Here is a 12,622-nt window from a genome sequence, read left to right as displayed (position 1 = left end):
TCATGGCCGCGTCCCCGGAGACGCGGCCATGACTTTTAAATAATTTCCTTTTCTTTGTTTTCCTCAATCAGCCGCCCGATCGCCTCATCGGTATAGGAGAGCAGCCGCCCGAAGCCCTCGGCAATCTCCCTGCGCGCTTCATCCCGGTACGCTCCGGCGGCGCAAAGCCGCGCCTTTTGCGCCTTCAGCGCCAGGTATTCTTCCAAATCCGATTCGTTTTTGTAAAAAATCAGGTTATAGGTTCCCCGGTTGAGCGTCACCGGAAAGAGATCGGTGAGCAGCGGCTCGTCCTCGGCGTAGCAACGCGTGCCATACTGGCTGCAAATCTTTTCGGCAAACGGGAGGTAGGAGTCCCGCTCCTCCCGGCTAGGGCAAGGATGGGCGAGCGCCATCCGCTTGACCCCGGCGCGCACCACCTCGTTGAATGCGTCGATCACCCCGCAGGCATAGGAAAACCGGTCCAGCTCCTTCATGCCAGCCCTCCATTCTCTGTCGGGCATACGCCCGGCAAATAGATTTCCGCCCCTATCATAGCGCAAAACCGGCGGACAGGCAAGGGAGGCAAAAGCTGTCCTCCGGGGCAAAATTATGCTATAATAGCCGCATAACGGCCATTTAGCATCTATTGGCCCGCCTGCGGCTATATCAATGACAAAGGGGGACTTATCATGTTCAACACTCTGCCTCTGACCGGTCTTGCGGCTTCCTGGTGCCGCTGCATGGACGTACCGCCGCCCGGTTCGGCCGGGCCCGCGCTCGACGCACTCTGCCGGCCCGTCCTTGCGGGACGCGCTTCTTGTGACCGGCTGCTCATCTATAACCCCGACGCGCTCGGGATGTGGCTCTGCCAGAAGTATGCCGGGGATTTCGCTCCCGTGCGCGCCTGGGCGCCCATCGAGCTGGAGCTCGCAACCGTCATGCCCGCCGTCACCCCGGTCTGCTTTGCCAGCATGTACACCGGCGCTAGGCCCCAGGTACACGGGATCCAGAAATACGAAAAGCCGGTGGTGAAGACCCCGACCATCTTCGACGCGCTGTCCGCCGCCGGGAAGCGGACCGCGCTGGTCGCGGTGCAGGGCAGCAGCCTGGCCGTCATCTTCGGCGGGCGGGAGATCGACTATTACATCCTGCCGGACGACGGCGCGGTGGTCGAGAAGGCGCTGGAACTGATCGGAGAGGACCGTTACGACTGCATTGTAGTCTACAACCAGGACTACGACGACGCCATCCACGACACCGTGCCCGAGAGTACCGACAGCCTCGCCGCCATGCGCCGGCACATCGCCGATTTCGACCGCCTCGCCGCCAGGGCGAAGTCGTGCTGGAGCGCGCATGACACGCTGCTTTGCTTCGCGCCCGATCACGGCACCCACATCGACGAAACCGGGCACGGCAACCACGGCGACTACATCCCGGAGGACATCAACATCCTGCACTTTTACGGGGTCCTGGCAAAGGAGGCGGGCCGATGATACGGTTGATCGCCTCGGACATGGACGGCACCCTGCTCGATGGGCAGGACCAGCTGCCGCCCGGCTTTTGGAGCCTGCTTGCCCGGCTGCGGGAGCAGGATATTCATTTTGTCGTGGCCAGCGGCCGCCCCTATATCGGGCTGCAGGACATCTTCCAGGACAGCCCGGTGCAGCCCGACTTCATCTGCGACAACGGCGCTTACCTGGTGGAGGGCGGCGAGTTGGCCGCGGTGCACACCATTGAACGCGAAAAACTGCTGCGGCTGCTCGGGGTGCTGGGCTCGCTGCCCGGGGTTTTCGTCAGCCTGTGCGGGCTGCAAGGATGCTACGTGCCCCCCTCCGTCGAGAACCTGCCGCCCGAGATCCTGAGCTTTTATCAAAAAAGCAAGATCGTGAGCGACCTGACAAAGGTGGAGGATGAAATCTTCAAGGTCAGCGTGGACGACATACACGAGCCCCAAAACAACTCCTACCCCGCCCTGCAAAAGGTATTCGGGGACGGGTTGTCCCTCCAGATTTCGGCCGGCACCTGCATGGACGTCATGGACGCCGGAATCAACAAGGGCGTCGCCTTGCGGGATTTGCAGCGACGCCTCGGGATCACCTCCGACGAGACGATGGCCTTCGGGGATTATTTCAACGACGTCGGGATGCTGCAAAGCGCCAAATACAGCTTCGCCATGGAGAACAGCCACCCCGACATCTTTCAGCATGCCGCCTACCGCGCCAAAAGCAACCGCGAATACGGCGTAATCCAGGCGATCGAGACGTACGTCTTTAGCCCGGAGGGATAACCGGAACAATTGCCAAAAAACGAAACGGACCTGTATTGTGTGACAAAACCGCAGCAATACAGGCCCGTTTCTCTTCATTTTCTGAATCTTTTGGTTCCAAAAATGATAATTGTTCATAAATTGATAACAAATTCGTTAACTTGTTCACAATCAGGCCATCCGCTTGCTTCCGACAAAAATGCCACACGACCGGCGGTCCCGTTCGGATATTGATAATCCAAAGCCGCAAACTGTCACTTGCGACGGGGAGGGAGCGAATGATACTCTATATATAGACAAAATCACCAAGCGCACTGCCAGGGGCGGCACAATCCTTGTGGCAGTTGCCCTGTTTTTTCCAGCAGCTTTGAGGTGTGTGTAGCCCGGCCCTTCTTATTATATTAGGAGAGGCTGGGTGAAATAAATTTGCAAAGGAGTATTAAAATGAAAAAGGCAAGCAGAATATCCGCGGCCCTGATCGCCATGGCAATGCTGCTCTCGTCTCTGGCCGGCTGTGGCAGCAAGACCGAAGCAGAGCCCGCCGAGAGCGCGCCGGCCGGTGAGAGCTCCGCCGCTTCGCAGGCTACCCCTGAGGGCGAGCCCGCCGCCGAGGGGATCACCGAGACCCCCCTGCCGATCAGCGCGGAAAAGATCGAACTCAACTTCTGGTGGCCCTATGCCGAGGACCTGGCCGAGCTCAAGGACCCCAACGACGGTGAGTTCTATCAGGCGCTGGAGGAGAAGACCAACGTACATATCAACTGGATCATTCCCGCCGAGGGCAGCGAGACCGATGCCTATAACCTGCTGTTCGCTTCCGACGATATGCCCGACATCGTCATGCAGCTGCTGAGCAGAAACATGCTCTACCGCGGCGGCCAGGACAAGGCCATCGACGACGGGTTCTTCGCGGAGCTCAACGATTACACCCAGTATATGCCCAACTACATGGGCTTCCTGGACAAAAATCCGTCGCTTAAAAAAGACGTCGTGACCGACAGCGGCAAGCGCTACGGCATGTACCAGCTCTTTGACCGCGTGTGCATCACCGAGAGCGGCCTGGCCGTGCGTCAGGACTTCCTCGACAAGCTCGGCCTCGAGCGCCCGGTCACCTATGACGACTGGCACGAGATGCTCGCCGGCTTCAAATCCCTGGGCTGCCAGGCTCCCCTCTATCTGCAGAACACCGGTATTCCGCAGTTCGGCGAGCTGAGCGCAGGATTCGGCGTTGCGCCCGAGTTCTTCCAGGTCGACGGCACCGTCAAGTACGGCCCGGTCGAAGCCGGCTACAAGGAGTACGTCACCCTGATGAACCAGTGGTACAGCGAAGGCCTGATCGATCCTGACTTCATGGCCCGCACCGGTTCCTTCACCTCGATCGACAACGAGATGATGTTCAACGACAACATCGGCGCCTGCGTCACCTGGACCACCCGCTGCGACAAGAACTATGTCGAGCGCGGCGCCAAGAACGAAGACCTGCGCCTGGTCGGCGTTGCGCCTCCCGTGCAGAACGCGGGCGACACCACCCACATCCGCAGCGACGACTTCCAGACCGGCTCCGTCTACTCCTTCTCCGCCAACAGCGAGCACCTCGTCGAGGCGATCGAGTGGATGGATTACCACTACAACTATGACGTGGCTCTGGACGCCAACTACGGCCTCGACGACGGCAGAAGCTTCAACATGGTCGACGGCAAGCGCATCCTCAGCTACGACTTCCGCTACAGCAATCCCGAGGGCGTTTCCCCGACCGCGTTCTTCATCAAGTACGCCGTCAAGGATGCTCCTCTGAAGATTCCGGATTATCAGACCGACATCTTCCTGCCGCTGCAGAAGGAGTCCATGGACGCCTGGTGCAGCCAGCCGGATGATTGGATGATGCCGATCAACATCACCATGACCGCGGAAGAGAACACCACTTACTCCTCCCTGATGGCCGACATCAAGACCTTCGTGGACGAGAACACCGTGAGCTTCATCTCCGGCACCAAGAGCCTGGATGAGTACGACGCCTTCGTCGAGCAGATCAAAGCAATGGGCATCGACGACGCCATCGCCATTCAGCAGGCCGCCCTCGACCGTTACAACAACCGTCCCGGCGAATAAGGGATTCCTTTGTGAGAAAAGGGAGAGGGTTCGCCTCTCCCTTTTCCCCTATTCTTTTTGACTCACCCACAACCGTTTTTTGTAAAGGGGGCCATACCATGCCAACTGCAACCGCGGCAAAGCCAAAAACCATCCAGACCGCAAAAGCGGCTGACGAGCTCAAGGCCCGCAAGGAGCTGGAAAAAAAGGACCGCAACCGCCTTATCCGGCGGGATTTAAAACAGAACTATGCGGTCTATCTCATGCTTCTTCCGGTCATCGCCTATTTCATCATCTTCCACTACCTGCCCATGGGCGGTATCGCCATGGCGTTCCAGGACTTCTCCTTCCGCCTTGGCTTCTTAGGCAGCCCGTTCGTCGGGTTCAAGCATTTTCTCGCATTCTTCAATTCCATCTATTTCTTCCGTCTGCTCAAGAACACCCTGCTGCTGAGCATGTACGGACTGCTCATTTCCTTCCCGGTTCCGATCATTCTGGCGCTGCTGCTCAACGAAGTGCGCAACCAGCGCTTTAAAAAGACGGTCCAGACCATCTCCTACCTCCCCTACTTCATCTCGGTGGTGGTCGTGGTCGGTATTTTACAGGACTTTACCAAAAGCCAGGGCCTGCTCACCCAGCTTTCCGTCCTCCTGGGCGGCGACGGGGGCAACCTGCTCGGCAAGCCCGAAGCCTTCCGCGCGCTGTTCATCGGCTCGAACGTCTGGCAGCACATCGGCTACTCCTCGATCATCTACATCTCCGCTTTGAGCGGGATCGACCAGGAGCTCTACGAGGCGGCCAAGATCGACGGCGCGGGCCGCTGGAAGCAGACGCTGCACGTCACCCTGCCGGGGCTCATGCCTACCATCGTCATTCTCTTCATCATGCGCCTGGGCGAGGTCATGACCCTGGATTATGAGAAGGTGCTGCTGATGTACGGCCCCTCGACCTATCAGACGGCCGACATCATCCAGACCTACGTTTACCGGATCGGTTTGCAAAACGGAGATTACAGCTACGCCACGGCGGTGGGGCTCTTCAACTCGCTGATCAATTTCATCGTGATCTTTATTGCCAATAAGATCAGCCAGAAGGTCGGCGAAACCAGCCTGTGGTAGAAAGGAGGAAGAACACGATGGGAGACAGACGTACGACCGGCGAAAAAATCTTCGCCGTATTCAACACCATTTTCCTTGTCATTCTGGCGGTGGTCTTCATCCTCCCGGTCTGGCATGTGGCCATGAGCTCGATCAGCGACCCGGACGTACTGCAGGCAAACAGCCAGCTGGCGCTCAAGCCCCTGGGAGAGGCCACCCTGGGCGGCTTCAAGTTTGTGCTCGACAACCCGAACATCCTGCGCGCCTATGGAAACACCGTCATCTACGTGGCGGGGGCCACCCTCTTCGCGATGGCGATCACCATCCTGGCGGCCTATGGGCTTTCGCGCAAGGACCTCTTTTTCCGTAAGCCGCTGCTTTTCCTGCTGACCTTTACCATGATCTTCAGCGGAGGATTGATCCCGACCTACATGATCGTGCGCAATCTGAACCTGATCGACACCATGTGGGCGCTGATCATCCCGGGCACCGTGTCGGTGTACAACATCATCGTCATGCGCACCTCGTTCGCCGCCATCCCGGACGCGCTGACCGAGGCGGCCAAGATCGACGGCGCGGGGCACCTGCGCATCCTCTTCCAGATCGTGCTGCCGGTTTCCAAGGCGGTGCTGGCGGTCATCGTGCTGTTCTACGCGATCAAAAACTGGAACGCATGGTTCAACGCTTCGATCTACTTACAGAGGAGAAGAGACCTTTTCCCGCTGCAGCTGACCCTGCGCGAGATCATTTTGCAGACCTCGAACAACTCGATCGTCAGCGAGAACTCCGACCCGACCGCAATCGACCGCTTCCGCCCCTTAGTCAAGTACTGCACCATCATGATTTCGATCATCCCGATGCTCGTGATCTATCCCTTCGTGCAGAAATACTTCGTCTCGGGCGTCATGATCGGTTCGATCAAGGGTTAATGCCCGGCCGTGATCTTGCGGTAGGTCGCGGGCGTGACCCCCTCCAGCTTTTTGAAGGCACGGATCAGGGCGAGGGAATTGCTGTAGCCGACCGCTGCGGCAACCTCGCCCACAGTGCCGGGGGTCCCCTTGAGCAGCAGCTTCGCCTCGTCCACCCTTTTTTGGCTGATGTATTCCAGCACGCCGGTGTGGACCGACTTCTTAAACAGCCGCAGCAAATAGCTCTGGCTGACCGAGAACTGCTCGGAGATCGACGCGACGCTCAGATTTGGGTCCGAATAATTTTGATCGATATATTCCATAATAGAGACCACCTGGACCGGCGACGAGCCGGCTTCGGTGTGCTGCGTGAGGGCACGGTGGATGGATGCGAAGGTATCCTCTGCCAGTGCCCTTAATTCGTTCATGGTCCTCGCGCCCTCCACCGCGGCGGCCAACGCATGGAGCTGCTCGCCCGCCGGCAGGTGCAGCACCGAGCGGTAGACCTCGCCGAGGGTGGAGAAGGTGTACAGCCGCGCATAGAAGAAGGAGCGCTCCTGCCCGGCCATCTGCTCGCCCAGGATGGCGCCGAAGAGGGAGAGCGCCTCGGCGCGCTCCCCGGCGGCGACCGCCGCGCTCAGCTGCTGGCTCATCACCGAAAGCGGCGCCTCCGGCTCCTCGGGCGCCTCATAGCGGATGTCCTCCCGGCTGGCGGTACGCGTTTCGATGTGGAAGCTCTCCATCTGCTCGAGCCCCCAGCTGACCTCCTTGTAGGCCTCGTGGATACCGCGCATCCCCTCGCAGACCGCGCTCAGATAGCACTGCATACGGATGTCGAACCGGCTCTCGGTGAAGCTGACCGCCTTGCGGCAGATTTCCTGCAGCTGCGCGTCGGTCCCCTCCCCAGGCTCGCCGTGCAGGTTCACCACGCAGTAGAGGGTCCCGGCATAGTCGCAGCAGTAGCCGGCATAGTCCTGCTGCAGCAGCTCCTCGAGCACCGAGGCGACCATGAAATTGACCATGGTCAGCGTATCCTCGTCCTCCGAAATGGCCTTCTCCTCGAAGAGCGCGCTGCTGTCCTCGATGATGACCCCGATCACCAGGAAGCGTTCGCTGGTGAAGTCGAGCTGGTAGTCGGTGCAGACCGCCCGGAAGGTCTGCTCGCTGTGGATTTTCCCGCGCAGCATCTGCACCAGCCAGAGCTGGCGCAGGTCCTTCTTCTGGTGGTCAAGCTGCTCCTCGTAGTCCTTGTTTTGTTTGAGCAGCTCGCCCAGACCCTGCTCGAGGATCGAGAAATCGTCCCCCGAGCGCGCGGGCGCGCTGGAGAGGCGCTTGAGGAACATATCGGTCATCCGGCGCACCGGGGTATAATTCTTCTTGGAAAAGTACAGCGAAATGGCCGCCCCCGCAAAGAGGCAGAAAATCAAAAAGGCGAAATAGATGTAGCGGATCTGCCGCAGCTGGGCGGCATAGTGCTCCACCGAGCTCAGGGAGAGCAGCTTCCAGCCGGTGATTGCCGAGGTGGAGACCACGACCGCCTGCTTGCTGCTTCCGATGTTCACGATCTCGGTCCCGTCGTGCAATCCGACATCGTAGAGGATTTCCCCGGGCAGCACCTGGCCCGCGTCCGGCGCCAGATACCGCCCGTCCGGCGCGATGGCCCAAACCTGTTGGTTGAGCCCGGGCTCCCCCACATGGTAGCTCTCGAGAAGGTTTTCGATCGAACGCGCGTCCAAGATGAACATACAGACCGCGTCCGGCTCTCCGGTATAGAGCCCGTCCGAAAGCAGCACCGCGACCTTCTGTGCCCCGCCATCCGATGACTGCGGGTCGCGCAGCAGCTTGACGGTCAGCCTTCCCTCGGCTCCCGACCAGGAGGCGAAGGTGGAAAAATCGGTCCAGAAGCGTTCCTTCAGCGTATGCTCAAACGATTCCTGTTTGAGGATCCCGCCGGTCGAGGCCGCCACCTGCGCGGCGGGGAAATAGACATAAATCTCCTTGATGTAGCTGCCGAAGGCGCTCTTCTTGGTCAGCTCGGACTGCAGGGTGCCGATCCGCTGCAGCTTGGCCGGAGTCAGCGGCGAGGGGGCGTACATCAGCGAGAGCACCTTCTCGTCCGAAAGGATCTGACGCCCGGTGCTCATCAACTCGCCGAACACCCGGTCGATCGACTCGTTGGTCTGCGCCAGGGTGATCTGGTTGATCTTGGAGATGTTTTTTTCTATGATGCCATAGGCCGTATGGTAGACCATCCAGCTAAACAGCAGCGGAAGAAGCAGGACCGCCAGATAGGATACGACCCAGGTTGTAAACAGGCTGTTTCGCTTCTTGCTCTCCAAACAGCTTTCCCTCCCGTATGCTTGCCGCATGTGCGCAAACTATAGTTTTAATGATGCCGCCATCCCGAACGAATTTTTGTGCAGGCCTCTGAAGCAGAGCCTGTTTTTTTATTGCTTTCCGACAAAAATTCCGTATATTACAAAATGTATAATTTTCCCAATCGCATTCCAAAAATTTTATACAATACTATTATTTTATCACGCACACCCGCAAAACGCAAATGAGTTTTTCTCTTGACCCATGCAGTATACTGTTAGTGGAAAGGAGATTTCAAGCCATGACCTATTCCATCGTTTATGTGAGCCGCACCGGGAACACCCGCCTGATCGCCGAGGCCATCCGGGACGCGCTGCCAGGTAAAGACTGCCTCTACTTCGGACCGCCCTCCCCCGATGCGCTGGAAGCCGGGCTGATCCTCGCGGGCTTCTGGACGGACAAGGGAAGCTGCGGCGAAGCCTTCACCCGCTTTCTTGCCACCCTCTCCGGCAAGCGGGTGGCTCTGTTCGGCACGGCGGGTTTCGGCGGCGCACCGGAATACTTCGAGCAGATCCTCGCGCGGGTGCGCTCCCTGCTGCCCGAAGACAGCAGCTTCGCCGGGGGCTTTCTGTGCCAGGGGAGGATGCCGGAGGCGGTCGGGGCGCGCTACCGCGCCGCCCTTGCCGAAAAGGCGGAGGATACGCGAAGCCGCGCCCTGCTGGAAAACTTCGAGCAGGCGCGCTCCCATCCCGACTCCGGCGACCTCAAAAGGGCCGCGGCCTTTGCCGCGGGACTGACGAACTGATCAACAAGGGCCCGCAGACTATCATCTGCGGGCCCTTGCCATTTTCTCAGTATTGATTCGGCTTGTCCTTGTCCCGGTGGCTGGTCACCACCCGCAGGCCCTTCTTTTGCAGATGCCCGCTCAGGCGCTCGGCAAAGGCAACCGAGCGATGCCGCCCTCCCGTACAGCCGATCGCCACCACCAGCTGGCTCTTCCCCTCCTTGAGATAGAGCGGGATCAGAAAATCGAGCAGGTCGCACAGCCGCTGTGCCAGCTGCTGGCTCTGCGGCCACTGGAAGACATAGTCGCGCACCGGCGCTTCCAGCCCGGTGTGCTCCTTGAGCTCGGGGACGTAAAAGGGGTTGGGCAGGCAGCGCACGTCAAAAACCAAGTCTGCCTCGGCCGGGAGCCCGTTTTTGAAGCCGAAGGACATGCAGCGCACCAGCATGGCCTGATGGGTGCTCTGCAAAAAGGTGCCGATCAGGTATTCCCGCAACTGGGAGGGGGCCATCAGCGAGGTGTCGACAACATAGTCCGCCCGCTGGCGCGCCTCATGCAGCAGCTCCCGCTCGGCGGCGATCGCCTCCTGCAAAGTCAAGGTATCCCCGCCCAGCAGCGGATGCTTGCGCCTGCCCTCCTTGTAGCGCTTGAGCAGCACGCCGTCCGACGCATCGAGAAAGAGGATTTTATAGCCTTCCACCGTCTCGTTGAGCGACCGCAGCGAGGAGAGAAAGTCGCGGAACATCTCCCTGCCCCGCGCGTCCACCACCACGGCGATCTTATTGATCGTCCCGCCCGAGAGCTTCTGCAGGTCGGCAAACCGCCCGAGCAGCTGCGGAGGGACGTTGTCCACGCAGAAAAAACCGATGTCCTCCAACACGTCGATGGCTTTGGATTTCCCGGCGCCCGACATTCCCGTCACAATGATAAATTCCATAGGGTCCCTCCCGGCCTTACCTTTGTCGCTTCCCCTTATCATGGCCTATTGGCCGCGGCGTCATTCAAAAATCCGCCGCCCGTGCTACCACAGATCGCAAAGCGCCCTGCCCTGCGGCGTGTCGGCATATGCCTCGGGCGGCCGGGGGCAGCCTTCGATTTCGGCGCATAGCTGCTCCTGCGGCGACGGCAGGGTGGTTTCATCATATCCTGAAAACTCTTCGCAGGTGAGGATCACGGCCCCCATCCGGCGCATGTCCTCAATATTCGCCTTTTGAATCTGCGGGGTCTGGGAGGAGGTGCAGTCCTCGAGGACCACCACCTGATAGTCCAGCGCGTTCGCATCATAGGCGGTGGTGCGCACGCAGTTGGGGGTGGTGGTCCCGGTCAGAATCACCGTGCGCACCCCCAGCCGGCGCAGGATCAAATCCAGCTCGGTCATGAAAAACGCGCTCCAGCGCGGCTTGATGATGGTGTAGTCCCCCTCCTGCGGCCTAAGGCCGGCGGGGACCGTGGCGCCGTGCGCCCCGGTGCTGCCGTGCGCCATCATCCGCTCCCCCCGCTGCCAGGTGCGGTAGCGGGTCAGCTCCACGTCGCTGCCGTTTGCCCGGTAAATCCGTTTGACAAAAAAGACCGGGATTCCCTTCTCCCGCGCCAACCGCACCGCCCGCTCACAGCGCCCGACGGTCTCGAGCGCCCCCGCGATACAGCAGGGGGAGGACGGGTCCAGAAAAGCGTTTTCCATGTCGATGACGATCAATGCGCTCTTGGTAGGGTTTTGGGGCATGTCGGTTCCTCCTCGTTTTTGCGGGAATACTCCGGTATCCCGTCGGCTTTGCTACCGACAGTTTACCACAAAATCTCTCCTGTGTCGAACCCGCAAGGGATAAAAAGGGCCGGGACTTTTAATCCCCGGACCTTCCGCCGCCTATTCCCGCCCGGCGCGCGCATGGCGGCAACGCAGCGCCAGCTCGATCATACGCTCCTTGCCCTCCCGGGTGAGCGCGCACAGGCAGGCGGCCGCGTCCCTTTCGGCGGCCTCGCCGCTGATGTGCAGATAATCGCGAAAGAAGGCGCACAGCAGCGTATTCTCGGTGTAGATCCGGTTGGATTCCCGCACCCCCAGCGCGGTGAGCTGCACATTGCCGTAATACTCCTTTTGGATCATCCCGGCTTCTGCCAACAGCTTAAGGCTTTTGACCACGCTGGCCCGGCTGACCTGCAGTCTCCGGGCGATGTCGACCGAGCGCACCGCCGCGCCCCCGTCGCTGAGCTCGTAGATTGCCAGCAGATACCGCGCGGCACAGGCCGAACGCATATGAGCCACCCCTTTCTAAGTTAGCAATAGCTAACCTTCGGGCATATCATAACACCGGGAGGACTAAAATGTCAACCCCCTCCGTTTCCGGTCATTCCTGGGCGGCGCGGCCGATGTGCTCCTTGAGCCGCACGAAGGTTTCCTCGCTGATGTCGTGCTCGATCCGGCAGGCATCGGCCTCGGCCACCTCGGGGGTGACGCCCAGGCGGATGAGCCATTCGGTCACCAGGCGGTGCCGCTCATAGATGCGCTCGGCGATCTCCAGGCCCCTGTCGGTCAGCTCGAGAAAGCCCTCCTTGTCCATGGTGACATAGCCATTCTGACGCAGCAGGCTCATCGCCCGGCTGACGCTCGGCTTGCTGAAATTCATCCGCTGCACCACGTCGATCGAGCGCACCGCGCCCTTCTCGCGCCGCAGCACCAAAATCGTCTCCAGATAGTTTTCAGCGGATTCCTGAATCTTCATGCCACAACCATTCCTTTCCCGCGCGTAACCTGAAAGCGAGTGTCCGTATCTGTAATGTTAACCGGATTCAACAATTTTATCGCTTTTCGCCAAATTGATCCGGCTGCAATTTTCTTCATTTTAGCATAGTTCCGTTTTATTCTCAAGTCTCTTGACTTTTTTGGTTAGCAATGGTAAACTGCAACCGTAGTAAAAAGTTAGCAACCACTAACCACATGCCGTATGAAAGAAAGGAAGGATTCCTATTATGCCGCTGACAATGGCACGTTCGGGAGAGCCCGGCACCGTGAAGGAAATCCATGGGAAGGAGGAGACCCGCCGGTTTCTGGAGAGCCTGGGGTTTGTGGAGGGCGGCGCGGTCACCGTCATCTCGCAGATGGGCGGGAACCTGATCGTAAACGTCAAGGATACCCGGGTGGCGCTGAGCAGGAGCATGGCCAGCCGGATCATGATTTGAGGAGGAA

Annotated in this window: 13 protein-coding genes; 7 read left to right on the top strand and 6 right to left on the bottom strand. The window is 59.6% G+C overall.

Going from position 1 to position 12,622, the window contains the following annotated elements:
- Positions 1 to 35: 35 nt before the first annotated feature.
- Positions 36 to 473, bottom strand: a complete 438-nt coding sequence (locus B5477_RS06740; RefSeq protein ID WP_079698976.1) for a hypothetical protein — start codon at positions 471 to 473, stop codon at positions 36 to 38.
- A gap of 195 nt (positions 474 to 668) precedes the next feature.
- On the opposite strand from B5477_RS06740, the gene B5477_RS06735 reads away from it, so the two are divergent.
- The 5 genes from B5477_RS06735 (at position 669) to B5477_RS06715 (ending at position 6,359) form a co-directional block, all read left to right on the top strand.
- Positions 669 to 1,472: an alkaline phosphatase family protein gene (locus B5477_RS06735; RefSeq protein WP_079698975.1), complete on the top strand. Its 804-nt coding sequence runs from the start codon at positions 669 to 671 to the stop codon at positions 1,470 to 1,472.
- Positions 1,469 to 2,266, top strand: coding sequence for an HAD family hydrolase (locus B5477_RS06730; RefSeq protein ID WP_079698974.1), 798 nt, complete (start codon positions 1,469 to 1,471; stop codon positions 2,264 to 2,266). The genes B5477_RS06735 and B5477_RS06730 overlap by 4 nt, the downstream gene beginning before the upstream one ends.
- Before the next feature lie 423 nt (positions 2,267 to 2,689).
- Positions 2,690 to 4,354 (top strand): type 2 periplasmic-binding domain-containing protein, encoded by a 1,665-nt coding sequence (locus B5477_RS06725; protein ID WP_079698973.1) that lies wholly within the window; start codon positions 2,690 to 2,692, stop codon positions 4,352 to 4,354.
- 98 nt (positions 4,355 to 4,452) lie between these two features.
- Positions 4,453 to 5,451: an ABC transporter permease gene (locus B5477_RS06720; protein ID WP_079698972.1), complete on the top strand. Its 999-nt coding sequence runs from the start codon at positions 4,453 to 4,455 to the stop codon at positions 5,449 to 5,451.
- A 17-nt stretch (positions 5,452 to 5,468) separates the two neighbouring features.
- Positions 5,469 to 6,359, top strand: a complete 891-nt coding sequence (locus B5477_RS06715; protein WP_079698971.1) for a carbohydrate ABC transporter permease — start codon at positions 5,469 to 5,471, stop codon at positions 6,357 to 6,359.
- Here the strand turns inward: B5477_RS06715 and B5477_RS06710 are convergent.
- Positions 6,356 to 8,677, bottom strand: a complete 2,322-nt coding sequence (locus tag B5477_RS06710) for an AraC family transcriptional regulator (RefSeq protein WP_159448956.1) — start codon at positions 8,675 to 8,677, stop codon at positions 6,356 to 6,358. The two genes, B5477_RS06715 and B5477_RS06710, sit on opposite strands and share 4 nt — an antisense overlap.
- A 278-nt stretch (positions 8,678 to 8,955) precedes the next feature.
- Here B5477_RS06710 and bilS point away from each other — a divergent pair, with 278 nt between their 5' ends.
- Positions 8,956 to 9,459, top strand: a complete 504-nt coding sequence (gene bilS, locus B5477_RS06705; RefSeq protein ID WP_079698969.1) for a flavodoxin family protein BilS — start codon at positions 8,956 to 8,958, stop codon at positions 9,457 to 9,459.
- A gap of 46 nt (positions 9,460 to 9,505) precedes the next feature.
- Here the strand turns inward: bilS and rapZ are convergent, their stop codons facing one another.
- From rapZ to B5477_RS06685, 4 genes are all read right to left on the bottom strand, one after another.
- Positions 9,506 to 10,375, bottom strand: coding sequence for an RNase adapter RapZ (rapZ, locus tag B5477_RS06700; RefSeq protein WP_079698968.1), 870 nt, complete (start codon positions 10,373 to 10,375; stop codon positions 9,506 to 9,508).
- An 84-nt stretch (positions 10,376 to 10,459) separates the two neighbouring features.
- Positions 10,460 to 11,161 carry a cysteine hydrolase family protein gene (locus B5477_RS06695; RefSeq protein ID WP_079698967.1) on the bottom strand — a complete coding sequence of 234 codons (702 nt, stop codon included), beginning with the start codon at positions 11,159 to 11,161 and terminating at the stop codon, positions 10,460 to 10,462.
- A gap of 141 nt (positions 11,162 to 11,302) precedes the next feature.
- Entirely contained in the window at positions 11,303 to 11,692 is a 390-nt protein-coding gene (locus B5477_RS06690) for a metal-dependent transcriptional regulator (protein ID WP_079698966.1), read from the bottom strand.
- Between the two features lie 91 nt (positions 11,693 to 11,783).
- The gene (locus B5477_RS06685) at positions 11,784 to 12,158 is read right to left on the bottom strand and encodes a metal-dependent transcriptional regulator (protein ID WP_079698965.1); all 375 of its coding nucleotides are present in this window, start codon (positions 12,156 to 12,158) and stop codon (positions 11,784 to 11,786) included.
- A gap of 247 nt (positions 12,159 to 12,405) precedes the next feature.
- On the opposite strand from B5477_RS06685, the gene B5477_RS06680 reads away from it, so the two are divergent.
- Positions 12,406 to 12,615 carry a FeoA family protein gene (locus B5477_RS06680; protein ID WP_181966696.1) on the top strand — a complete coding sequence of 70 codons (210 nt, stop codon included), beginning with the start codon at positions 12,406 to 12,408 and terminating at the stop codon, positions 12,613 to 12,615.
- Positions 12,616 to 12,622: the final 7 nt, after the last annotated feature.

The sequence above is a fragment of the Provencibacterium massiliense genome, assembly GCF_900169495.1.
Lineage (GTDB): Bacteria > Bacillota > Clostridia > Oscillospirales > Ruminococcaceae > Harryflintia > Harryflintia acetispora.
This window is presented reverse-complemented; position numbering and strand designations above follow the sequence as displayed.